The 20,513-nt window shown below is 67.5% G+C and carries 18 protein-coding genes and 1 other RNA gene; 7 read left to right on the top strand and 12 right to left on the bottom strand.

Translation table 11 applies throughout. The features are described 5' to 3' along the window. Position 1: 1 nt before the first annotated feature. From mraY to ACZK0Z_RS03600, 7 genes are read right to left on the bottom strand one after another with little or no spacing between them, the layout of a single operon-like run. The gene (gene mraY / locus ACZK0Z_RS03630; protein ID WP_049428904.1) at positions 2 to 1,087 is read right to left on the bottom strand and encodes a phospho-N-acetylmuramoyl-pentapeptide-transferase; all 1,086 of its coding nucleotides are present in this window, start codon (positions 1,085 to 1,087) and stop codon (positions 2 to 4) included. Further along, the gene (locus ACZK0Z_RS03625; protein WP_197632436.1) at positions 1,077 to 2,471 is read right to left on the bottom strand and encodes a UDP-N-acetylmuramoyl-tripeptide--D-alanyl-D-alanine ligase; all 1,395 of its coding nucleotides are present in this window, start codon (positions 2,469 to 2,471) and stop codon (positions 1,077 to 1,079) included. Before ACZK0Z_RS03625 ends, mraY begins: the two co-directional genes overlap by 11 nt. Next, positions 2,468 to 3,976 carry a UDP-N-acetylmuramoyl-L-alanyl-D-glutamate--2,6-diaminopimelate ligase gene (locus ACZK0Z_RS03620; RefSeq protein ID WP_049428906.1) on the bottom strand — a complete coding sequence of 503 codons (1,509 nt, stop codon included), beginning with the start codon at positions 3,974 to 3,976 and terminating at the stop codon, positions 2,468 to 2,470. Before ACZK0Z_RS03620 ends, ACZK0Z_RS03625 begins: the two co-directional genes overlap by 4 nt. Continuing rightward, positions 3,973 to 5,817 carry a peptidoglycan D,D-transpeptidase FtsI family protein gene (locus tag ACZK0Z_RS03615; RefSeq protein ID WP_049428907.1) on the bottom strand — a complete coding sequence of 615 codons (1,845 nt, stop codon included), beginning with the start codon at positions 5,815 to 5,817 and terminating at the stop codon, positions 3,973 to 3,975. The genes ACZK0Z_RS03620 and ACZK0Z_RS03615 overlap by 4 nt, the downstream gene beginning before the upstream one ends. After that, positions 5,814 to 6,077 (bottom strand): cell division protein FtsL, encoded by a 264-nt coding sequence (gene ftsL, locus ACZK0Z_RS03610; protein ID WP_005408074.1) that lies wholly within the window; start codon positions 6,075 to 6,077, stop codon positions 5,814 to 5,816. The genes ACZK0Z_RS03615 and ftsL overlap by 4 nt, the downstream gene beginning before the upstream one ends. Beyond that, positions 6,074 to 7,042 (bottom strand): 16S rRNA (cytosine(1402)-N(4))-methyltransferase RsmH, encoded by a 969-nt coding sequence (rsmH, locus tag ACZK0Z_RS03605; protein WP_197632437.1) that lies wholly within the window; start codon positions 7,040 to 7,042, stop codon positions 6,074 to 6,076. The genes ftsL and rsmH overlap by 4 nt, the downstream gene beginning before the upstream one ends. 14 nt (positions 7,043 to 7,056) lie before the next feature. After that, on the bottom strand, positions 7,057 to 7,458 hold the full coding sequence (locus ACZK0Z_RS03600; RefSeq protein ID WP_008266948.1) for a division/cell wall cluster transcriptional repressor MraZ: 402 nt from the start codon (positions 7,456 to 7,458) through the stop codon (positions 7,057 to 7,059). A 368-nt stretch (positions 7,459 to 7,826) separates the two neighbouring features. On the opposite strand from ACZK0Z_RS03600, the gene ACZK0Z_RS03595 reads away from it, so the two are divergent. Together ACZK0Z_RS03595 and ACZK0Z_RS03590 are read left to right on the top strand one after the other, a co-directional pair. Further along, complete coding sequence (locus ACZK0Z_RS03595) at positions 7,827 to 8,603, top strand: NRDE family protein (protein WP_049428922.1); 777 nt, start codon at positions 7,827 to 7,829, stop codon at positions 8,601 to 8,603. Between the two features lie 101 nt (positions 8,604 to 8,704). Then, complete coding sequence (locus ACZK0Z_RS03590) at positions 8,705 to 9,184, top strand: DM13 domain-containing protein (protein ID WP_197619747.1); 480 nt, start codon at positions 8,705 to 8,707, stop codon at positions 9,182 to 9,184. A gap of 89 nt (positions 9,185 to 9,273) precedes the next feature. Here ACZK0Z_RS03590 and rnpB read toward each other — a convergent pair. Beyond that, an RNA gene (gene rnpB, locus ACZK0Z_RS03585) (RNase P RNA component class A) lies at positions 9,274 to 9,625 on the bottom strand. A gap of 175 nt (positions 9,626 to 9,800) precedes the next feature. Further along, positions 9,801 to 10,619, bottom strand: coding sequence for a 16S rRNA (cytidine(1402)-2'-O)-methyltransferase (gene rsmI, locus ACZK0Z_RS03580; RefSeq protein ID WP_005408070.1), 819 nt, complete (start codon positions 10,617 to 10,619; stop codon positions 9,801 to 9,803). Between the two features lie 81 nt (positions 10,620 to 10,700). Between rsmI and ACZK0Z_RS03575 the strand changes: the two genes are divergently transcribed. From ACZK0Z_RS03575 to ACZK0Z_RS03555, 5 genes are all read left to right on the top strand, one after another. After that, positions 10,701 to 12,422 (top strand): penicillin-binding protein activator, encoded by a 1,722-nt coding sequence (locus tag ACZK0Z_RS03575; RefSeq protein WP_197632438.1) that lies wholly within the window; start codon positions 10,701 to 10,703, stop codon positions 12,420 to 12,422. Beyond that, positions 12,412 to 12,780, top strand: a complete 369-nt coding sequence (locus tag ACZK0Z_RS03570) for a YraN family protein (RefSeq protein ID WP_197632439.1) — start codon at positions 12,412 to 12,414, stop codon at positions 12,778 to 12,780. Before ACZK0Z_RS03575 ends, ACZK0Z_RS03570 begins: the two co-directional genes overlap by 11 nt. A gap of 136 nt (positions 12,781 to 12,916) precedes the next feature. Then, positions 12,917 to 13,525, top strand: a complete 609-nt coding sequence (locus ACZK0Z_RS03565; RefSeq protein WP_197632440.1) for a metal-dependent hydrolase — start codon at positions 12,917 to 12,919, stop codon at positions 13,523 to 13,525. After that, complete coding sequence (locus tag ACZK0Z_RS03560; protein WP_197632441.1) at positions 13,522 to 14,907, top strand: FAD-linked oxidase C-terminal domain-containing protein; 1,386 nt, start codon at positions 13,522 to 13,524, stop codon at positions 14,905 to 14,907. The genes ACZK0Z_RS03565 and ACZK0Z_RS03560 overlap by 4 nt, the downstream gene beginning before the upstream one ends. 691 nt (positions 14,908 to 15,598) lie before the next feature. Beyond that, positions 15,599 to 16,009 carry a hypothetical protein gene (locus tag ACZK0Z_RS03555; RefSeq protein ID WP_197632442.1) on the top strand — a complete coding sequence of 137 codons (411 nt, stop codon included), beginning with the start codon at positions 15,599 to 15,601 and terminating at the stop codon, positions 16,007 to 16,009. Between the two features lie 251 nt (positions 16,010 to 16,260). On the opposite strand, the gene ACZK0Z_RS03550 is transcribed toward ACZK0Z_RS03555, so the two are convergent. From ACZK0Z_RS03550 to ACZK0Z_RS03540, 3 genes are all read right to left on the bottom strand, one after another. After that, the gene (locus ACZK0Z_RS03550) at positions 16,261 to 17,232 is read right to left on the bottom strand and encodes a fimbrial protein (RefSeq protein WP_197632443.1); all 972 of its coding nucleotides are present in this window, start codon (positions 17,230 to 17,232) and stop codon (positions 16,261 to 16,263) included. Between the two features lie 97 nt (positions 17,233 to 17,329). Next, entirely contained in the window at positions 17,330 to 17,848 is a 519-nt protein-coding gene (locus tag ACZK0Z_RS03545; RefSeq protein ID WP_197632444.1) for a fimbrial protein, read from the bottom strand. A 26-nt stretch (positions 17,849 to 17,874) separates the two neighbouring features. Beyond that, positions 17,875 to 20,340: a fimbria/pilus outer membrane usher protein gene (locus ACZK0Z_RS03540; RefSeq protein WP_197632445.1), complete on the bottom strand. Its 2,466-nt coding sequence runs from the start codon at positions 20,338 to 20,340 to the stop codon at positions 17,875 to 17,877. Positions 20,341 to 20,513 lie beyond the last annotated feature (173 nt).

Genomic DNA, 20,513 nt, shown 5'->3' with positions numbered 1-20,513 from the left:
CTCAGCGCACCTTCAACGTGGCCAGGCCGATCAGCACGAGCACGACGGAGATGATCCAGAAGCGCACGATCACGCGCGGCTCCGGCCAGCCCTTCAGTTCGAAATGGTGGTGGATCGGCGCCATGCGGAACACGCGCTTGCCGGTCAGCTTGAACGAGGCGACCTGGATCATCACCGACAGCGTTTCGATGACGAACACGCCGCCCATGATCACCAGCACCAGTTCCTGGCGGGTGATCACCGCGATCGTGCCCAGCACCGCGCCCAGCGCCAGCGCACCGATGTCGCCCATGAAGACCATGGCCGGATAGGTGTTGAACCAGAGGAAGCCCAGGCCCGCACCGGCAATGGCCGCGCAGATGATGACCAGCTCGCCGGCACCCGGAATCTGCGGGATCTGCAGGTAGTTGGCGAACACCGCGTTGCCCGAGGCATAGGCGAACACGCCCAGCGCGCAGGCCACCAGCACGGTGGGCATGATCGCCAGGCCGTCCAGGCCGTCGGTCAGGTTCACCGCGTTGGAGAAGCCGACGATCCAGAAGTAGGCGATAGCCACGAAGCCGATGCCGGCCAGCGGCAGCGCGATCGACTTGAACATCGGGATGTAGAAGGTCAGCGCTGCCGGTACATCTGCCGTGTAGAACAGGAACAGGCCCGCGGCCAGGCCGAAGATCGACTGCAGCAGGTACTTCCAGCGCGACTTCAGGCCGTTCGGATCGCGACGGACGATCTTGATCCAGTCGTCATACCAGCCGATGGCACCGAAGCACAGCATCACCGCCAGCACCAGCCACACGTAGCGGTTGCGCAGGTCGGCCCACATCAGCACCGACAGGGTGATGGTGAGCAGGATCAGCGAACCGCCCATGGTCGGCGTACCGGCCTTGGAGAAATGGGTCTGCGGACCGTCCTTGCGGATCGGCTGGCCACCCTTGAACTGGGCAAGCTTGCGGATCATCGCCGGGCCGAGCCACAGCGACAGGAACAGCGCCGTCAACGCGGCAAGGATGGCGCGGAACGTCTGGTAGTTGAACAGCCCGAACAGGCTCTCCAACTGCTGCAACCATCGAGCCAGTTCATACAACATGCGGGGATTCCTCTCCTTGCGCCAGCAGCGCTTTGACGATCAGGTCCATGGCACTGCCACGGGAACCCTTGACCAGGCAGCGCACACCAGCGTGCAACTCATCCTGCAGCGCCTGTGACAGCGCACCATGGGTAGCGAAATGGCGACCACCTTCACCGAAGGCGGCCGCAGCGGCGGCACTGAGCGGACCCAGCGCATACAGCCGCTTCAACCCGGCAGCGCGTGCGCGGATGCCCGCCTGCGCATGCAGCGCCTCGGCATCCGGGCCCAGCTCGCGCATGTCGCCCAGCACCAGCCAGCCCTCTTCCGGGGCGGCGGCCAGGGCATCGATGGCCGCAGCCAGCGAGCCGGGATTGGCGTTGTAGCTGTCATCCACCAGCACCGCGCCGTTGCGCAGCTGATGGGCGATCTGGCGGCCCGGCACCGGCTGCGCTTCGGCCAGGCCGGCGGCAATCAGCGCCAGGTCGACGCCCGCGGCCAGCGCCAGGCTGGCCGCGGCCAGCGCGTTGCTGACGTTGTGGCGGCCCGGCAGGCCGAGCACCACGCGGGCTTCGCCGGCTGGCGAAACCAGGGTGAACTGGCTGCCCTGCGCGCCGGCGCGAATGTCGCGCGCGGTCACGTCGGCGGTATGTTCCAGGCCGTAGCGCAGCACGCGGCAACGCGGCGGGGTGCCGACGAAATGCTGTTCGAACCAGCGGCCGTAGGCATCGTCGACATTGATCACCGCCACGCCATCAGCCGGCAGTGCGGCATAGATTGCCCCCTTGGTCACTGCCACGCCGAGCAGGCTGCCCATGCGTTCCAGGTGTGCCGGGGCGATGTTGTTGACCAGCGCATGGCGCGGGCGGGCGATGTCGGTGAGGTAGGCGATGTCGCCCGGCTTGCCGGCGCCCATCTCGTAGACGGCGTAGTCGGCATCTTCCGGCGCATCGATCACCGCCAGCGGCAGGCCGATCTCGTTGTTGCGGTTGCCCGGGTTGGCGTAGACCACCTTGTGCGCGTGCTGTGCCACCTGCTGCAGGATCGACAGCAGCAGGCTCTTCACGCTGGTCTTGCCGTTGCTGCCGGTGATCGCGAACACCTCGGTGCCGCGGTCACGCTGCATGCCGGTGGCGATCTTCGCCAGCGCCAGTTCGCTGTCAGCCACCAGCACCTGCGGCAGTTCGATGGGCAGCAGGCGCTCGACCAGCAGCGCGCTGGCACCACGGGCCAGCGCGTCGGCAGCGAAATCATGGCCATCGAAACGTTCGCCGCGCAGCGCCACGTACAGGCTGCCCGGGCCAAGGCTGCGGGTGTCATGGCTGACCGCATCGATGGCCACGTCGTCGCCGTGGATCTCGCCGCCGGCCCAATGTGCGATCAGCGAAAGCAGGGTGCGCTTCATGCGGCGCCCTCCCCGGCCTGCGAGCTCAGAACACCGGCCTTGGCAGCCAACGCAGCGGCCGCCACTTCGGTGTCGTCGAAGTCATGGCGCACGCCATTGACCTCCTGGTACGGCTCGTGGCCCTTGCCGGCAATCAGGATGATGTCGCCGGCACCGGCGCGCTTCACCGCCAGGCCGATCGCACGCGCGCGGCTGCGCTGCACGGTCACCGCCTCGGCGTTCTGGAAGCCGGCCAGGATGTCGGCCACGATCACGTCGCCATCCTCGCCACGCGGGTTGTCGTCGGTGACGATGACCTGGTTGGCCAGGCGCTCGGCGATCGCAGCCATCTGCGGACGCTTGCCGGTATCACGCTCGCCACCGCAGCCGAACACGCAGAACAGCGTACCCTGCAGATGGCCGTGCAGGCTGTCCAGCGCCTGTTCCAGCGCGTCCGGGGTATGTGCGTAATCGACCACCACGGTCGGCAGGCCGTCTTCGCCGCCGAGGCGGTTCATGCGGCCACGGATCGGCTGCAGCGCCGACAGCACTTCGGCGATGCGCGGCAGCGGCTGGCCCTGCGCATGCAGGGTACCGGCAACCGCCAGCAGGTTGTCCACGTTGAAGCGGCCCAGCAGCGGCGACTGCACCGCCGCACGCTGGCCGTCGATGACCAGTTCGAACGCAATGCCACGGCCATCCAGCTGCAGCGCCTCGGCGCGCACGCTGGCCTCGCCGGCACCACGCGAGCTCAGGCCGATCGGCTGCACGCCCGCCGGCAGGCCGGCGAACAGCTGGCGGCCGAAGGCGTCGTCCAGGTTGATCACCGCCGCCTTCAGGCCCGGGCGATGGAACAGCCGTGCCTTGGCCGCGCCATAGCTGGCCATGTCGCCGTGGTAGTCCAGATGGTCGCGGGTGAGGTTGGTGAACACCGCCACGTCGTAGTGCACGGCATCGACGCGGCCCTGGTCCAGCGCGTGCGAGCTGACTTCCATCGCCACCGCGCGCGCACCGGCGTCGCGCAGCTGCGCCAGCAGCGCATGCATCTGCAGCACCAGTGGCGTGGTGAAGCCGGTCGGTTCAACCGCACCATAAAGTCCGGCGCCCAGCGTGCCGATACTGCCACTGGGCGTACCGAGCAGGTGCCAGGCCTGGGCCAGCAGCTGCACGGTGGAGGTCTTGCCGTTGGTGCCGGTCACGCCGACCATCGCCATCGCCCGCGACGGTGCGCCATGGAACTGGTCGGCCATTGCGCCCATGCGCGCGCGCAGGCCCGGCACCGCAATCGCATCGGCCGGGGCCGGCAGCTCGGCAGGTGCCGGCGGTTCGAACAGGATGACGCCAGCGCCCGCCGCGCGGGCCTGCTCGACAAAGCCCAGGCCATGTGCGCCGAAACCGGCGATGGCGACGAAGGCATTGCCGGGGCGCACGGCGCGGCTGTCCAGCACCAGGCCGGTCAGAACGGGATCATGGCCCGCCAGGGCCACGTCCGGAAGCAACTGCGAAAGCAACATCGAAGGACTCATTGCGTGCCTCCCGTAGCGGGCGGCGTCTGGGCATGCGCGCTGGGCAGCGCAGCATCGAATTCAGCGGCGGCATCCACCGGCAACGCGGCTTCGGCCGGCGGCGCAGGCAGGATCGAGGCCGAGTGGCCGACCTTGCCGGACTGCTGCGCGGCCAGCCACGACTGCAGGTCGTCCAGCGGCACGTCCATCAGGCGCAGGGTGCCTTCCATCACGTTGTGGTAGACCGGCGCCGACACCAGGCCGCCGTAGAACTTGCCGGCCTGCGGGTCGTTGATGACGATGACGGTGGCGAAGCGCGGGTTGGTGGCCGGCACCACGCCGGCAAACAGCGCGTTGTAGTGGCCGCGCTCGTAGCCGCCGGGGCCGGTCTTGCGCGCGGTACCGGTCTTGCCGGCCACGCGGTAACCCAGCACCGCTGCCTGCTTGGCGCCACCCTGGGTAACCACCGTTTCCATCATCGCCACCACCTGCCTGGCGACGTTCTCGTCGATGATCTGATGCGCTTCGTTGCGCTGGCCCTTGACAAAGGTCGGCGCGATCAACTTGCCGCCATTGGCCAGCGCCGAGTAGGCGGTGGCGATCTGCAGCGGCGTCACGTTCAGGCCGTAGCCGTAGGACATGGTGGTCTTGGTGGCACCGTCCCAGTTGGCCGGGCGCCGCACCACGCCACCGGATTCACCCGGGAAGCCGCTGTGCGGCACCGAGCCGTAGCCGAAGCGGCGCACGCCGTCGTAGAACACCTGGTCCGGCATCTTCGCCGCAACCTTGGCCGCGCCGATGTTGGAACTGCGGGTGATCACGCCGGTCACGTTCAGCACGCCGTTGTTGCGTGGCACGTCGCGGATGGTGAAGCGGGCTACCTGCATGTAACCCGGGTTGGTATCGATGATGGTGTCCTTGGTCACCGCACCGGCCTGCAGCGCGGTGGCGATGGTCAGCGGCTTCATCGTCGAACCCGGCTCGACCAGGTCGGTCACCGCACGGTTGCGGCGCGCATCGGGCAGCGCGCCGGTCAGCGAATTCGGGTTGTAGGTCGGCAGGTTGACCATGGCCAGGATCTCGCCGGTGGTCACGTCCATGATCACCATCGAACCGCCGGCCGCCTTGTTGGCCACCAGCGCGTTGCGCAGTTCCTTGAACGCCAGGTACTGGATGCGGCGGTCGATGCTGAGGGTCAGGTCCTTACCCGGTTCAGCAGCGCGCAGCAGATCGCTTTCGACGGTCTCGCCCTTGCGATTGCGGATGACCCGCTTGGCGCCGGCCTTGCCGCGCAGCCATTCGTCGAACGCCAGCTCAAGGCCTTCCTGGCCGCGGTCGTCGATGTTGGTGAAGCCCAGCACGTGCGCCATCGCCTCACCCTGTGGGTAGAAGCGGCGGAACTCGCGCTGCGCGGCCACGCCCGGAATCTTCAGCGCGACCACCTTCTCTGCCTCGTCCGGATTGATCCGGCGACGCAGGTACATGAATTCCTTGTCCGACTTCTGCGACAGGCGGCTGCTCAGCTCATCCACCGACATGCCGACCGCCTGGGCCAGCTCCGGAATGCGCTCGGGCGAACGCAGCAGGTCCTGCGGGTTGACCCAGATCGACGCGACCGGGGTGGACACCGCCAGCGGCTCGCCGTTGCGGTCGGTGATCATCCCGCGCGAGGTCTTGATCGGCAGCTCGCGCAGGTAACGGGCCTCGCCCTGGCGCTGGTAGAAGTCGCTGTTGATGATCTGCACGTAGGCGGCACGACCGACCAGCGACACCGAGCACAGGCCAAGCGCCAGCGCGACCCAGCGCAGGCGCTGGCGCAGGTTGAAGGCGTTGCGCGGGCGGTTGCGGCCGGTCTTGCTCATGGCCGCACCACCACGATGTCCCCTGCTTCGGGGAACTTCATGCCGAGCTTTTCGCGGGCGATGCGATCGACGCGGTTGGCTTCGGCCAGCGTGGCCTGTTCCAGCTGCAGGCGGCCGAATTCCAGGTTGATGTCATCGCGCTTGCGTTCGGCGCGCGACAGCTCGATGAACGTCTGCCGATGACGGTGACGCACGAACACGACGCCGATCGCCGAGGCCACGGTCGAGGCCAACAGGATGATCAGCAGCAGCCGGCTCATGCGTCGGCCTCCCGCTTCTGGGCCACGCGCAGCACGGCGCTGCGGGCGCGCGGGTTGGCGGCCAGTTCCTCGTCGGTGGCCTTGATGGCACCGCCGATCAGGTCCAGCGTCGGCACGAACGCGACCGCCTCGGGCAGGCGGCGGTTGGCCGGCGGCGCCTTGGCCAGGCGGTTCATGTACTGCTTGACGATGCGGTCTTCCAGCGAATGGAAGCTGATCACCGCCAGGCGGCCACCGGGCTTGAGCCGCTCCACCGCCGCATCGAGGCCGGCTTCCAGATCGGACAGCTCGCGGTTGATGTGGATGCGGATGGCCTGGAAGCTGCGCGTGGCCGGATGGATCTTGTCCTTGCCACGTGGCATCACCGAGGCGATCAGCTCGGCCAGCTCGGCAGTGCGGGTGAACGGCTGCTTCTCGCGGCGCGCCACGATGGCGCGGGCGATGCGGCGGCTCTGGCGTTCTTCGCCATAGGTCCACAGCACGTCAGCGATCTCGCGGTCTTCCACGCGGTTGATCCACTGCGCGGCGCTTTCGCCGCTGTCCGGGTCCATGCGCATGTCCAGCGGGCCGTCCTTGCCGAAGCTGAAACCCCGCTCGGCCACGTCCAGCTGCGGCGACGACACACCCAGGTCGAACAGCACGCCGTCCAGGCCTTCAGCCGTCGCATCCCACTGCAGCAGCTGGGCGAAGCTGCCACGGAAGATGGACACGCGCGGGTCCGGCGCGAAGTCGCGCTCGGCAACGGCGATGGCTTCCGGATCCTTGTCCATGACCAGCAGGCGCCCCTCGGGACCGAGCTGGGTGAGCACGCCACGTGCATGACCGCCACGACCGAACGTGCCATCCAGATAACGTCCGTTTTCGATCACCCTCAGGCCTTCAAGGACCTGGGTGTACAGGACCGGCAGGTGCACCGCCGGCGACTGCGACACCGGAAGGTGACCGGCCTGCGCTTCTGGGCGCATCCGGGCACCCCGGCTCACAACTTCAGGTCGAGCAACCCATCACCCAGATCCTCGTCAGACAACGTCTGCTGGATCAGGGCCCGATGCGCCTGCTCGCTCCACAATTCGAACTTGTCGCCCATACCGAGCAATACCGCCTTCTTCTCAATGCCCACCGCACCGCGGTGGCTGGCGGGGATGCTGATGCGACCGTTGCCGTCCAGCTCCAGATGGGCGGCCGAGCCGACCAGCTTCTGCTGCAACAGGCGCACGACGCGCTGGGTGTTGGGCTTGGACATGACGTCGTCGCGGACCCGCTCCCATTCCGACTCTGCATACAGCCACAGGCAGCCGGCTTCGAACGGGTTGTAGGTCAGCACGAGACGGTTGTTGCTGGCGCGCGCGACGAGGTCGCGGTAAGCGGTGGGAACCGCCATGCGCCCTTTATCGTCAACTGTGATGGCCGTCTCGCCCTGGAACACGACGCGTGCACCTATCCTTCGCCCGGTGAAACATTGAACCACGAAAACCCACAAAACACCCGGATTTCCCTCTGATGCCCACCTTAGCAGCGGCCGAAGGGTTGTCAACAACTTTTCAGCGGGGAAATCGCCAGCCGCATCAATGGCTTGCAACAACCTTTAGAGAATTGTTCAAGGCTTATCCACAAGTTGCTGATCCGTCTCAATTTTTGAGATTGAACGGAAGTTCAGGGCTGTGGACAGGGCGTGAAACATCGCCCGCGCATTCATCCGGAACCGGGCGGAAACGCCGCCGGACTGCGCAAACGATGCACAATGAGGCCATGTGCCTGCTCGCTCTTGGCTGGATGCACCACCCGCGCTGGCGGCTGGTGATGACCGGCAACCGTGATGAGTTCCACGCCCGCCCGACCGCCGCGCTGGCCCCCTGGCAGGATGAGACCTCCGTCATCGGGGGGCGCGACCTGCGCTCCGGCGGTGGCTGGGCCGGCGTTGGTGCCGGCGGCCGCATGGCCGTGGTCACCAATGTCCGCGATCCGCTGGCCGCACAGACCGGCCCGTCCCGGGGGGCGCTGGTGGCCGACTTCCTGCGCGGCCGCGACCCGGCCGCCGTGCATATCGACCGGCTGGCCATCGTGGCGGGCGCATATGCGCCCTTCAACCTGCTGCTGGCCGATGGCGACAGCCTGGAGTACCTGGGCAACCACCCGGCCGAACGCCAGCGCCTGGGCCCCGGCGTGCACGGCATGTCCAACGGCGCACTGGACGCGCCGTGGCCGAAGACCCGCCGGCTGATGGCTGCGCTTTCCGCCTGGCTGAAGGAAGACGGGGTCAGATCCCTTTCCCAAGAGGAAAGGGATCTGACCCCGCTCTGGAATGCTCTGGCCGATGAACACCGCCCGGCCGACAGCGACCTGCCCGACACCGGCATCGGCCTGGAGCGCGAGCGCTGGCTGAGCCCGGCCTTCATCCGTGGCGACGACTACGGCACCCGCGCCAGCACGGTGCTGTTGATCGACGCCCATGGCCACGGCCAGATCCACGAGCGCCGCTTCGGCCCGCAGGGTGTCGCCCTCGGCCAGAGCCAGGTCGATTTCTGACCCTGTACCTGTTTTCTGTGTCTATAAATGTCTGCACGCACGCCACACGATGACCCGGCGCGATCCTGCCGCGCGCCCCACCGATCCACAGGGAGTCATCGATGCGCCGTGTCCTCGTGCTTGCCGTCACCCACCTGCTCGCCCTCGGCCTGGGCTTCGGCCTGGGCATCTACCTGCTGCCGATCCTGATCGCCCCCGACGACCCGCCGGTCGCGCAGGTGCAGGCGGCGATGGACGACGCCCGTTACCACACCACCTTCCGTCGCGACCTCAAGGGCAGCGACGCCGTGCACTGGGCCGACGGCAAGGTCAGTGTCAGCGCGCGCCAGGTCGCGTTCGACGGCAAGATGGGCCCGGGGCCGGACTACAAGGTCTACCTGGTGCGCGACTTCGTCGACAACAAGGCCGATTTCCTGAAGATCAAGGCGCAGGCCCAGCGCATCGGCGAGGTGAAGACCTTCAACCGGTTCCTGGTGGAGGTGCCTGAGAGCGTCAACGTGGACGACTACACCACCGTGGTTGTGTGGTGCGAAAGGTTCGAGCAGTTCATTTCCGCAGGGCAGTACCGCACGCCGGGTTGAACAACATCCCAAGCATCTGGGCGGAGAGCAGCCGAGCATGGCTCGGCTCTACTGTAGAGCCGAGCCATGCTCGGCTTACCGTAAGAAAGAGGCGGAGCCGGCCGATAAGCCGGGTTCTGTCGTGGACAGTCATTCCTCTAGGCGTTACGTCACCGCAACGCTCAAGCAACCTACCCGGATCCAACGCGGGCCGCGCCAAAGGATCCCTATTTGGTCTTGCTCCAGGTGGGGTTTGCCGTGCCGGTCTGTTGCCAGACTCGCGGTGCGCTCTTACCGCACCATTTCACCCTTACCGGCCTTCCGAAGAAGACGTAGGCGGTATCTTTCTGTTGCACTTTCCGTCGGCTTGCGCCGCCCAGGCGTTACCTGGCACCTTGCCCTATGGAGCCCGGACTTTCCTCGGCACCCCCGAAGGGATGACGCGACTGTCTGGCCGGCTCCGCCAGCGCGCATTCTAGCGCACGCGGGTGGTTCCTGCCGCGTTGATCGCGACGTGCGGTTCATCCATCCACGCGTGGCGTGGATCTACTGGCGGATGCGTGCTGCGGGGAGTGTGTCATCCACGCGTGGCGTGGATCTACAGTAGAGCCACGCCATGCGTGGCTGCGGCCATCCATCAACTTCCGTACAACGCCTTGCGCGGGGCACCCGTCAGTTCAGCGGCCAGCTTGGCTGCAGTGGACGGCGGCAGATGCTCGCTCAGCTTGGCGTACACACGGCGGCCATGCGCCAGCTGCGCTTCCTCATCATCGCCGGCGCCCTGCACCATCACCACGAACTCGCCCTTGCGCTGGTTCTCGTCGGCTTCCACCTTGGCCAGCAGCCCCGCCAGATCGCCATCCAGTACGGTCTCGAACAGCTTGGTCAGCTCGCGCGCCAGCACCGCCGGGCGCTCGCCGCCGAAAATCGCCGCCATGTCGGCCAGCGATTCGGCGATGCGGTGCGAGGATTCGTAGAACACCATCGTGCGCACTTCACCGGCCAGCGCCTGCAACCGGTCGCGGCGGCCGCTGGCCTTGGCCGGCAGGAAGCCCTCGAAACTGAAGCGGTCGCTGGGCAGGCCGGCCACGCTCAGTGCGGCGATGGCGGCACAGGCACCGGGAATCGGGCTGACCTTGATGCCGGCCGCGCGCGCGGCACGCACCAGGCGGAAACCGGGGTCGCTGACCAGCGGGGTGCCAGCATCGCTCACCAGCGCCAGCGATTCGCCGGCCTGCAGGCGCGAGACCAGGCGCTGCGACAGGGCCTCTTCATTGTGTTCATGCAGGGCCACCAGCGGCTGCTGGATGCCGAAATGGGACAGCAACTGGCCGCTGCGGCGAGTGTCCTCGGCACAGATGGCCGCCACCGAGCGCAGCACCTCCTGCGCGCGCGGGCTCAGATCGGCCAGGTTGCCGATCGGGGTGGCGACGACGTACAGGGTTGGCACACTCATTTCAGCGGTACTCACGGGGCAAGGGTAGAATCGTAGCGTGTACCCGGCCAAGGCCGCTGCCCTCATCGCATGGACCCGATCATGAACAAGCCCGCCGCACGGATCTCCGCCCTGTCGTTGTCGCTGATGCTGCTGGCCGGCTGTGCCACCACCAGCCTGACCAGCGCGCCCGAATCGCCGGCCCAGAGCCAGGCGCTGGCGCTGATCGAACAGGGCAAGCCGCGCGACGCCGCACTGCAGCTGGAAGGCCTGGCTGCCACCCTGCGCGGCGGTGCCCGCGCCAATGCCCTGGCCGATGCCGCCTGGGCCTGGAACCTGGCCGGCGACAGCGCCCGCGCGCGCAGCCTGCTGGGCCAGCTCACCGCCCGCCAGCTGACCGGCGCCAGCCTGCAGCGCTACCAGCTGACCGGTGCCGAGCTGGCGCTGGCCGACAAGCAGCCGGCACAGGCCCTGGCCCTGCTGAAGGACAGCGGCGACAACGTACTGCCGGCCCTGCGCACGCGCTGGCACCTGGCCCGCGCCACTGCCCTGCAGGGCACCGGCGATGCCTTCGGTGCCGCCACCGAGCGCGCACGCGCCCACGCCAGCCTGACCGGCAGCGCACGCAGCGAGAACCAGGCCGCCATTGCCGGCCTGCTCGGTACGCTTGACGATGCCACCCTGCGCAGCCGTGCCGCCGCGCTGCCGGCCAACGACCCGCTTTACAACTTCGCCGGCCGCGCACTGATCGCGCGTGGCCTGCCGCTGCCGCGCCCGTTCGATCGTGATGGCGCCGCACAGTTCGATACCAGCAAGCGCCCGCCGGCCATGAGCGACGGTTACCGTCCGCCGGCCAAGCTGGCCGTGCTGCTGCCGCTCAGCGGCCGCCTGGCCACCGCCGCGCAGCCCGTACGTGATGGCCTGCTCGCCGCCTACTACGGCGAGACCCGCCGCCGCCCGGACATCAACTTCATCGACACCGCCGGTACCCCGGCCGGTGCGCTGGCCGCGTATGACAAGGCCGTCGCCTCCGGTGCCGACTTCGTGGTCGGCCCGCTGGGCCGTGACGAAGTGGATGCGGTCTATGGCCGCCAGCAGCTGCAGGTGCCGGTGCTGGCCCTGAACCGTGGCAAGGATGCGCCGCCAGCCGGCAGCGCCGGCTTCTCGCTGGCGCCGGAAGACGACGGCATCGTCGCTGCCGAATACCTGCGTGGCCGCGAGCGCGGCAAGGCGCTGGTGATCAACAGTGCCGACGACACCGGCCGCCGTGCCGCCGCCGCCTTCGCCCAGCGCTTCGCCCAGCGTGGCGGCCAGGTGGTGGCCACGATCGGCGTCAGCGATGCGGTCGGCGATGTCGGCGCGCAGGTGCGCAATGCCGGCCAGGTCGATGCCGTGTTCCTGGCCGTGCGCGCACCGCAGGCCCGCCTGCTGGCGCCGCAGCTGGCGCTGGCTGGCGCCGGTGGTGCCACCCGCGTGGGCACCTCGCAGCTGACCGTCGGCAGCGGCAAGGTGGAAGAAGACGTGGCGCTGGACGGCATCGTCTACCCGAACGAAGCCTGGAACGTGCGCAGCGTGTCCGGCCTGCCCTCGGCCAGCCAGGTGGCCAGCACCCTGCCCAGCGCACGCGGTGCCGCCGGCCGCCTGTTCGCTTTCGGCGCCGATGCCTGGAAGATCACCGCCTACCTGGACAAGCTGTCCAACGAGGGCGGCCTGGACGGCGCCACCGGCACCCTGTTCCTGGACAGCAACGGCAACATCCTGCGCCAGCCGGCCTGGTCCACCTTCAATGGCGGCCGGCCGATGCCGATCGCCGGTGGTCGCTGAGCGCAGCCAACGGGGCTCGGCGGTGGAAGCCGCCGCCGAGCAGCACCTGCAACAGGCCGGCTTGTTGCCGCGCGCGCGCAACGTGCGTTATCGCGGCGGTGAACTGGACCTGGTGATGGACGACGCCGGCACCGTGGTGTTCGTGGAAGTGCGTTACCGCGCGCGATCCGACTTCGGTGGCGGCGCTGCCTCGGTGGACGTGCGCAAGTGCCGGCGCGTGGCCCATGCCGCGTTGCTGTACCTGCAGGACAACCCTGCGCTGGCCGATGCGCCCTGTCGTTTCGACGTGGTGGACGCCACGGGTGAACCGCCGCAGCTGCATTGGCTGCGGGATGCGTTCCGGTTGGATGATTGCTGATGGGTACCGTCCGCTTTGGTAGAGACCGACCTTGGTCGGCGCTTCTGTGCCAACCAAGGTTGGCACCTACCAGAGCGCAGCAAGGTTGCCACCTGCCAGAGCCCAGCCTGGCCGGCACGACCATGGTGCGTGACTGATGCCATCGATCATCACCCATGCCGCTGTACCGCTGGCGCTGTGGTGCGCTGCTGATCGCGGTCGCATTCCGCCGTGGCTGCTGGCTGCCGGCGTGGTCGCGGCGATGATGCCCGATGCCGATGTGCTTGCGTTTGCCCTGCACATTCCCTACGCCGATGCGTTCGGCCATCGCGGGGCCAGCCATTCATTGTTGTTTGCCGCCGTGCTGGCGGCATTGGCCGCGGTGTGGGCGTTCTTTGGTAGGCGCCGACCTTGGTCGGCGGTTTCGTGCCAACCAAGGTTGGCACCCACCACACAGGCGGCAACGGTGGCGTCCACCGTACAAGCCGCTGTCTTCGTTTTCGTCTGCGCGGCCAGCCATCCCCTGCTCGATGCAATGACCTCCGGCGGCCTTGGCGTTGCCCTGGCCTGGCCGTGGAGCGAACACCGCTTCTTCGCCCCGTGGCGGCCGATCCGCGTTTCGCCCTTCGCCCCGCAGTTCTTCAGCGCGCGCGGCCTGGCCACCCTGCTCTCTGAACTGCGCTGGGTGTGGCTGCCGCTGGCCGGCGCCGTTGTTGCCTGGAAACTGATCCAACCCGCCCCTGCTGTCCCGCGAGATCCATCATGAGTACTGCCCTGCCCGCCGCCTTGGTTGCCGAACTGTCTGCCCTGCTGGGCGCGGAGGGCTGGCGCATGGATGACAACGCGCTGGAGGCGAACGCACAGGACAACTCGTGGCGCCACCAGCGCCCCGCTGCTGTTGCGCTGCCGGCCGACATCGAACAGGTGCAGGCGCTGGTGCGCGCCTGCCGTGCACATCACGTGGCGCTGGTCGCGCGCGGTGCAGGCACCGGCACCACCGGTGCGGCCGTGCCGCTGCCCGGCAGCATCGTGCTGTCGTTCACCCGCATGGACCGCATCATCGACATCCGTGCCGGTGACCGCTGCACCGTGGTGCAGCCGGGCGTATTGAACGGCACCCTGCAGCAGGCGCTGGCACCGCACGGCCTGTTCTGGGCACCGGACCCGTCCAGCGCGGAGATCTGCAGCGTGGGTGGCAACCTGGCCTGCAACGCCGGGGGCCCACGCGCGGTGAAGTACGGCACCAGCCGCGACAACGTGCTGGGCCTGGTGGCCGTCACCGGCACCGGCGAGGTGATCCGCTGCGGTGGTGCCTACACCAAGGATTCCACCGGCTACGACCTCACCCACCTGCTGGTGGGCAGCGAAGGCACGCTGGCGCTGATCGTGGAAGCCACCCTCAAGCTCACTCCGCTGCCGGTCAGCCAGGCCGGCCTGCGCGTGCTGTACCGCGATGCCGATGCGGCTGCTGCGGCGGTGTCACGCCTGATGTCGCAGCCGGTGGTGCCCACGCGCCTGGAATTCATGGATGCACGCAGCCTGCAGTTGCTGCGCCTCAACGGTGCCGACGTGCCCGAGGCGGGTGCGATGCTGCTGGTTGAAGCCGATGGCGACCACGACACCCTGCCCTACCTGCTGCAGGCACTGGCCAGCGCCGCTGAAGGCGACGGCATGATCGAACTGGACGTGGCGATGGAAGGCCGCGCGCGCGACCAGCTGTGGGCCGCACGCAAGGCCTTGTCGCCGGCACTGCGCACCGTCGCGCCCGGCAAGATCAATGAAGACGTGGTGGTGCCGGTGTCGCGCATTCCGGAACTGGTGGCCGGTGTGCAGGCATTGGCGCGCGACTACGCGCTGACCATCGTCACCTTCGGCCATGCCGGCAACGGCAACCTGCACGTCAACATTCTTTACCACCCGGACGATGCCGATGAGAACGCACGCGCGCATGCCGCGCTGCCGAAGATCTTCGAACTGACGTTGGCGCTGGGTGGCACGTTGTCCGGTGAGCATGGCATTGGGCTGGCCAAGCGCGATTTCATGGCGCAGGCGTTCAGCCCGGCCACGCTGGCGACGATGCGCGCGATCAAGGCCGCGCTGGACCCGGATGGGATTCTCAACCCGGGCAAGGTGTTGCCGCCGGTGTGATGCCTGATTGCACCGGGGTCAGATCCCATCGCCGTTGCGATGGGATCTGACCCCGTCGTTTGCGCCCACCGCACTGTAGAGCCGAGCCCACGCTCGGCTGCTCTCCGTTCTGATCACGATGCACCCGCGCTTCGCGCGGTAAGCCGAGCATCGGCTCGGCTCTACAAGGGGCTTCCGCGCAGCCTCCATTGCACGATCCGCCTTCTGTAGAGCCGAGCCATGCTCGGCTGCTTTCCGGTCAGATCACGAAGAACGCTGCGCTTCGCGCTGTGAGCCGAGCATCGGCTCGGCTCCACAAGGACGCTGCGCGAATGCTGACGCATTCGCCTCACAATGCGCGACCACACTGCGCCTGCATGCAGATTGCAACAATTTTGAATTTGAAACTTTCCTCATTGGTACAGCAGCACCTACGTGCGCAAGATGTAGATGCCACCGACGACGGGTGGCACGGGCTTCCAATCCCGTTTGATTAGTGTCGTTTACGCTTGCCTGCCGGCGTCACCGCCTTCCCTCGTGCCTGGGTGGCGTCGGCAGGCATTCTGTCCGCGGATCTTTGGCGGGCGGTGCGTGGGGGCCTCGTGCCCGCCGGCATTTGGCGACACTAATCACCGGTATTGGAACCACGCACCGTCCGCCACCCTCGCTGTTAAGCGGGGTGGCCCCTTGCTTCGCACACAAGGACGCCGCCATGACCACTTCCCACTATCCCCACCTGTTTGCCACCTTGGGCGAGGCCGCCACGCGCCTGCCTGACGACCTGGCGCGCACGCTCGAAAGCACCTTCGCCGCACTGCAGGAAGGCGAAGCGCCCGGCACCATCACGCTGCTGCACTGCCTGCAGCACATCCGCCAGGGCGACGCCGCCGATGGACAGCCGTGGCCTGGCAAAGGCCGCACGCCGGGGCAGCGGCTGGCACTGGCGCGCATCGACCGCGCCAATGCCGGGCTGACGTTCTTGTTGGAGTTGTTGCACGCTACAGAACGCGTGCGCGTGGATGGCGAGATCAGCCAGCAGGTGGGCGACGGCGCGCGCGAGGGGTTGCTGCTGGCGTGCCGCGGGCTGGCCGAATATGTGGACGTGCAATTGCACGCGGCATAGACAGGGCCGCTGCCCGGCCTTTGGTAGCCGCCAACCTGGGTTGGCGGGGCCGCAAGGCCGCATGCGTAACGACACGGTGTGCCAACCAAGGTTGGCACCTACCACAGCAGCGCGATTGCTCCAGAGTGGGGCCAGAGCCTTTTGCCGTGCAAAGGGATCCGACCCCGCCGTGCGTCAGGCGAAGTGCCGGTAACCGCCGTCGGTGGCTTCGCCATCCACATGCCCACACCGCTCGGGTATGGCAACCGCGATCAGCGATAGGTGGCGGTGAGAATGGCCTGACCTTCCACCACACCTGGAGAGAAGCTTCCGGGTTCGCGGTAGTAACGTGCACCCAATGCAATGTTCTGCGCGCCATTGCTGCTCTCTGGCAGCAGCCAGCTTTGACCCAGCACCACCGGCACCCCTTCGCGCAGCAACTGCACGCGTACGCCCTGGGCGCTGGCGCGCGGGGTGGGCTGCAGGCGGCTTCCGGAATTGGAGGGTTGCGTGGCGTCGCTCAGCATCAAGTCCACCGGAAACTCACCATTGCAGCGCATGACCACGTTGAAGTCCTGATCGGCGGCGGTGCTGTCGGCATTGGGGAGCTCCGCGGCCGTTACATCATCCAGCGTCACCTGCTTGTCAGCCAGCGTGCAGGTCTTGGTGCGCAGGTTGGCCGTGAACTGATACGTGTCGGTCTTCACCAGGTGCGGGAAGTCTGGAGATACGTGGGTGACAGTGCCCAGCGTCATCAGGGGTACCGCTTCCATGTCGCCGCCGCGCGACACTGCAGCAATGGACACATAGGACCAGCGGGTGTTGTTGTTCATGACAAGGCCACGGACCTCGCTGACTCCCCGGATATCGAACGGTTGACTCAAGCTGGGCTGACCGCTATTCGCCGACCTTGCAGTATGGCGAAAGATCAACAAGGGAGAGCGTGGACGACTGCGCAGGCCAAACGCCGGATACGAATGACCGTCTATGCTTACATTGCGCACATACTCCAGGTCCGCCGCAGCCATCGTTGCGTCGATGGGCACGCTGATGTTCCCAAAGGAGCAGCCGCTCAGGAAGCTGACGTTGCCCACGTTACGCCAATTCGCCACCAGCACATCCGGCTCGGCATCATCCCAGGCGTCCACCACCAGATTTGCCTCTTGGCCGGGAAACACGCTCGTGCACGCTTGGGCGGCCCACGGGGTGGCCACCGCGATCAGCAGTGCGGCCGCGGTGCGCACGCGCGCGGACCTGGACAACCGTTGCGCGATTGCGATGTGGGAACTATAGAAGTGTCTGCAAGGCATGGGCGTCACCTGTCAAAGGGCACAAACGTCGTTACTTGTATTCAGCCGTCACGGTGACCTGCGTGCTGACCGCGCCTGCAGTCATCGCGGTGCCGCTCTTGCGGTAATAGCCGGCGCGTACATCCAGTTTTGCAGCGCTGGCACCGCCCACCGTCACGGTGGTGGTGTCGCCTTTCTGCAGATACGTGGTGCCGCTGGTGCCTTCCAGCAGGGCCACGGCCACGCCGCTGGCCGGGCTGCTGGCGGCGCTGTTGCGCCAGTGATTGTCCTGCGCGGCATCGGCGGTGCCGTCGAAGCTGAGATCCACGCTCGCCACACCCGCGCAGCCGGTGAGATTCAGGGCGCCAGGCTTCAGGCCGCTGGCCTGGCCAGCGGTCACATCGCCGGCCTCAATGTCATCGAGCGGAACGGTCAGATCCGCGAGGGTGCAGGTGCCTGGCAGTACGCGTCCGCTAACGGTGATGGTGGCGGTGTCAGCACGGGCCGCCAGCGCGGTGGTCAGCAGGGCCAGGGCCGCTGCGGTAGCGGTGGACACGGAAAACAGCCTCATGGGGTACTCCTTGGGAAGGGAAAGAATCACAGCGACGAACCGGTGCCGGTGTCGGCCGGCGCCAATGGGTCGGTAGCCAGCAACACCTGCGGCAACGGCAGGCACCGCACCTGGGCCCAGTACTGGCCGTGTGCATCGGGCTGTTCGGGGGTCCGGTAGTCCAACCGGCAACGCGTGTCCTCACCCAGCTGCACGGTCAAGCGGCCGATGGGCTGGGCCGCACGCAGCACGATGACCCCGCCCTGGCCCACATGCCCGGCGGCACGTCCATCGTCATGACTGACCGCAACGCCGAACGGCAACGCTGCACCGTGCTCGTCACTGGCATCAAGCAGCAGGGTGCGCTCGTTGCGTGCAGTGAAGGACACCTTGACGATGCTGCCGGCGGTGGGTGCCACGCGCTGCGAGCTGTGGTCCACCTCCACCTCCAGCGGCAGGCCGGCGGTATCCAGCTCCACCCGGTTCCAGCGGTAGGGGCTGGTGTAGGGCAGCACCGCATAGCCGTTGCCGGCCACGGTTACCTGGCGGCCCGTGCCGACGCGCGCACCTTCAGCCCCGATCGCCTCCACCACCGCGAAGCTTTCGCCCAGCGGCGGGCCGAAATTGAGACCACCACCGTGCAACACCAGACTGCCGGCCGCCCCCAGATTGGCACTGCGGCCTCCGTTGGAGTGGCTGTAGCCGCCGCTCAGATCGGCATGGCTGCCCTGGTAGCTGGCATAGGCGTTGTAGCCCTGCCCGCTGCGGCCCTGGTCGGCCGACAGGCTGTAGCTGAAGCGGCGGTCCTCTCCCAGCGCGCCATTGACGCCAAGCTGCCGCTGCTGGCCAGCATCGCTGTGGTTGACGCTGGCGCTCACGCGCGGCGCCCCGGCGGCACGGCCCAATGGCACGCTCAGCTGGAACGCCAGCCGCGTATCGGGTGCGCCGGCCAGCGTGCGGTAGCGGGTAGCCGAAAAGCTGTAGTTGGCCGAACGCACGCTGCTGTGGAAACCGAACTGCAGATCGCGGTGGTTGCCGGCACGGTTCCAGTACGCCACGTGGCCACCGGTCAGGTAGAGCTGGCTGCGCTGGCCGACACGCTGCGAGAAGTTCACCTGGAAGCGTTCGCGCGTGCGCATCAGGCGGTCATCGCTCAACTGCCAGTCGCTGTGCGCCAGACGCGCGACGTCGCCAAGGGTGAGGTAACCGGCAGTGCTGTAGCGGTACGCCGCCAGGCCCACGTTGGTACCCGTTCGCGTGATGCTGCGCTGGTAGTTGATGCGGTAACTGTTGCCCGCCTGCGTACGCCCACCTGGCAAGCGCACGCGGGCGTGGGTGGCATCGGCGCCAATGGCACCGAACGCTGTGTTGAACGCCGCGCCGAGCAGGCCGGCATGGAAGTCATCGGCAAGCTGCACGCCGCCGAGCAGGGTGACGCGGTTGTTGAGGCCGCGTGCATAGGTTCCTTCGGCGAAGCGCAGCGCATCCTGCGCCAGGCCGGTATCACGCAGCACGCCGGCGGTCGTGCTGAAGCGCTGGTTTCCCGCACGCAGTGCCTGTGGCACCGCCGAGAACGCCACGCTGAAGGTTTCCTCGCGACCATCGGTTTCAGTGATGGTGACCTGCAGGTCGCCGCCTCCGCTGGTGGGGAACAGGTCGTCGATGACGAACGGCCCGGGCGCCACGGTGGTTTCATACAGCACACCGCCATTCTGTCGCACCGTTACCCGCGCGTTGCTTTGGGCCATGCCGCGCACTACCGGCGCATAACCGCGCAGCGAGTCGGGCAGCATGCGTTCATCGGTGGCTACGCGCACGCCGCTGAAGGCCACACTGTCGAACAACTCGCCACCGGTGTTGCCCTGGCCCAGCAGCAGCTGGCTGTTCCAACGTGGCAGGTCGCGCTGCGCGTAGCTGCTCAGCACATTGCTACGCGTTCCCTGGGCATCGTGATTGATCGAACTGCGGTGGCGCAGCCGCCAGGCTCCCAGATTGAGGCCCGCATTGAGGCCCAGATAGCTGCTGGTTTCGCCGTTGCTGCGGTAGCTGTTGGCGTTGTAGTCGACGAATGCCGCCGTCATGCCGGGGTCACGCAATGCCGGGGCGACAAAGCCCCGCGCCTGGCGTGGCAACGCAGCCTGCGGCAATGAAAGCATCAGACGCAGCTGGCTGTCGTCATAGTGCACGCGAGCGCCGTCGATCCGCGCGGACAGATCGATGCACGTCGGATCCGGGTCCTGGTCGACGGCCACGCGTGCGGCATCGCCCAGGCCGATGTCATCGAGCAGCGCGCGCGGCAGGCACGGACGTGCGACGTGCGGCACATCTGTGGCTACGAAGTGGACGTCGCGGCGTGCAAATGGCTCACCGTTGACCCAGATGTCGACAGCACGGATGCCTGCCTCGACCGGGTTGCCGTGGCTGAACTGCGCCAGATCGACGCCGGTGAGGCCGGCCGCAAAGCCATCGCTGAACTCGACTTCGCCGCCGGTGCGTGCATGCAGTTGCGGCATCGCTGCCGCAAGCGCCGCGCCAATGGCCATCACCAAGGCGCGTGCAACAGGCGTGCGTGTAGAACCAGCGGTTTGCGTCGTGTGTGAAGTTGGGAATGTCATGTCTTCGTGCGCTTGGGGGGACAACGTAGCCGGGGCCCGTTGAAGCGCACGCAGACTAGAGGCAATGCAAC

The sequence above is a fragment of the Stenotrophomonas sp. 116085_Sma genome, from assembly GCF_056479585.1.
Note: the sequence above shows the minus strand (reverse complement) of the source record. Positions and strands in the feature narration are given on the sequence as shown.

Bases quoted from the DNA above. Each gene is read 5' to 3' on its own strand.
- mraY (WP_049428904.1), bottom strand. From the start codon at position 1,087: ATGTTGTATGAACTGGCTCGATGGTTGCAGCAGTTGGAGAGCCTGTTC.
- ACZK0Z_RS03625 (WP_197632436.1), bottom strand. From the start codon at position 2,471: ATGAAGCGCACCCTGCTTTCGCTGATCGCACATTGGGCCGGCGGCGAG.
- ACZK0Z_RS03620 (WP_049428906.1), bottom strand. From the start codon at position 3,976: ATGAGTCCTTCGATGTTGCTTTCGCAGTTGCTTCCGGACGTGGCCCTG.
- ACZK0Z_RS03615 (WP_049428907.1), bottom strand. From the start codon at position 5,817: ATGAGCAAGACCGGCCGCAACCGCCCGCGCAACGCCTTCAACCTGCGC.
- ftsL (WP_005408074.1), bottom strand. From the start codon at position 6,077: ATGAGCCGGCTGCTGCTGATCATCCTGTTGGCCTCGACCGTGGCCTCG.
- rsmH (WP_197632437.1), bottom strand. From the start codon at position 7,042: ATGCGCCCAGAAGCGCAGGCCGGTCACCTTCCGGTGTCGCAGTCGCCG.
- ACZK0Z_RS03600 (WP_008266948.1), bottom strand. From the start codon at position 7,458: ATGGCGGTTCCCACCGCTTACCGCGACCTCGTCGCGCGCGCCAGCAAC.
- ACZK0Z_RS03595 (WP_049428922.1), top strand. From the start codon at position 7,827: ATGTGCCTGCTCGCTCTTGGCTGGATGCACCACCCGCGCTGGCGGCTG.
- ACZK0Z_RS03590 (WP_197619747.1), top strand. From the start codon at position 8,705: ATGCGCCGTGTCCTCGTGCTTGCCGTCACCCACCTGCTCGCCCTCGGC.
- rsmI (WP_005408070.1), bottom strand. From the start codon at position 10,619: ATGAGTGTGCCAACCCTGTACGTCGTCGCCACCCCGATCGGCAACCTG.
- ACZK0Z_RS03575 (WP_197632438.1), top strand. From the start codon at position 10,701: ATGAACAAGCCCGCCGCACGGATCTCCGCCCTGTCGTTGTCGCTGATG.
- ACZK0Z_RS03565 (WP_197632440.1), top strand. From the start codon at position 12,917: ATGCCATCGATCATCACCCATGCCGCTGTACCGCTGGCGCTGTGGTGC.
- ACZK0Z_RS03560 (WP_197632441.1), top strand. From the start codon at position 13,522: ATGAGTACTGCCCTGCCCGCCGCCTTGGTTGCCGAACTGTCTGCCCTG.
- ACZK0Z_RS03555 (WP_197632442.1), top strand. From the start codon at position 15,599: ATGACCACTTCCCACTATCCCCACCTGTTTGCCACCTTGGGCGAGGCC.
- ACZK0Z_RS03545 (WP_197632444.1), bottom strand. From the start codon at position 17,848: ATGAGGCTGTTTTCCGTGTCCACCGCTACCGCAGCGGCCCTGGCCCTG.
- ACZK0Z_RS03540 (WP_197632445.1), bottom strand. From the start codon at position 20,340: ATGCCGCAACTGCATGCACGCACCGGCGGCGAAGTCGAGTTCAGCGAT.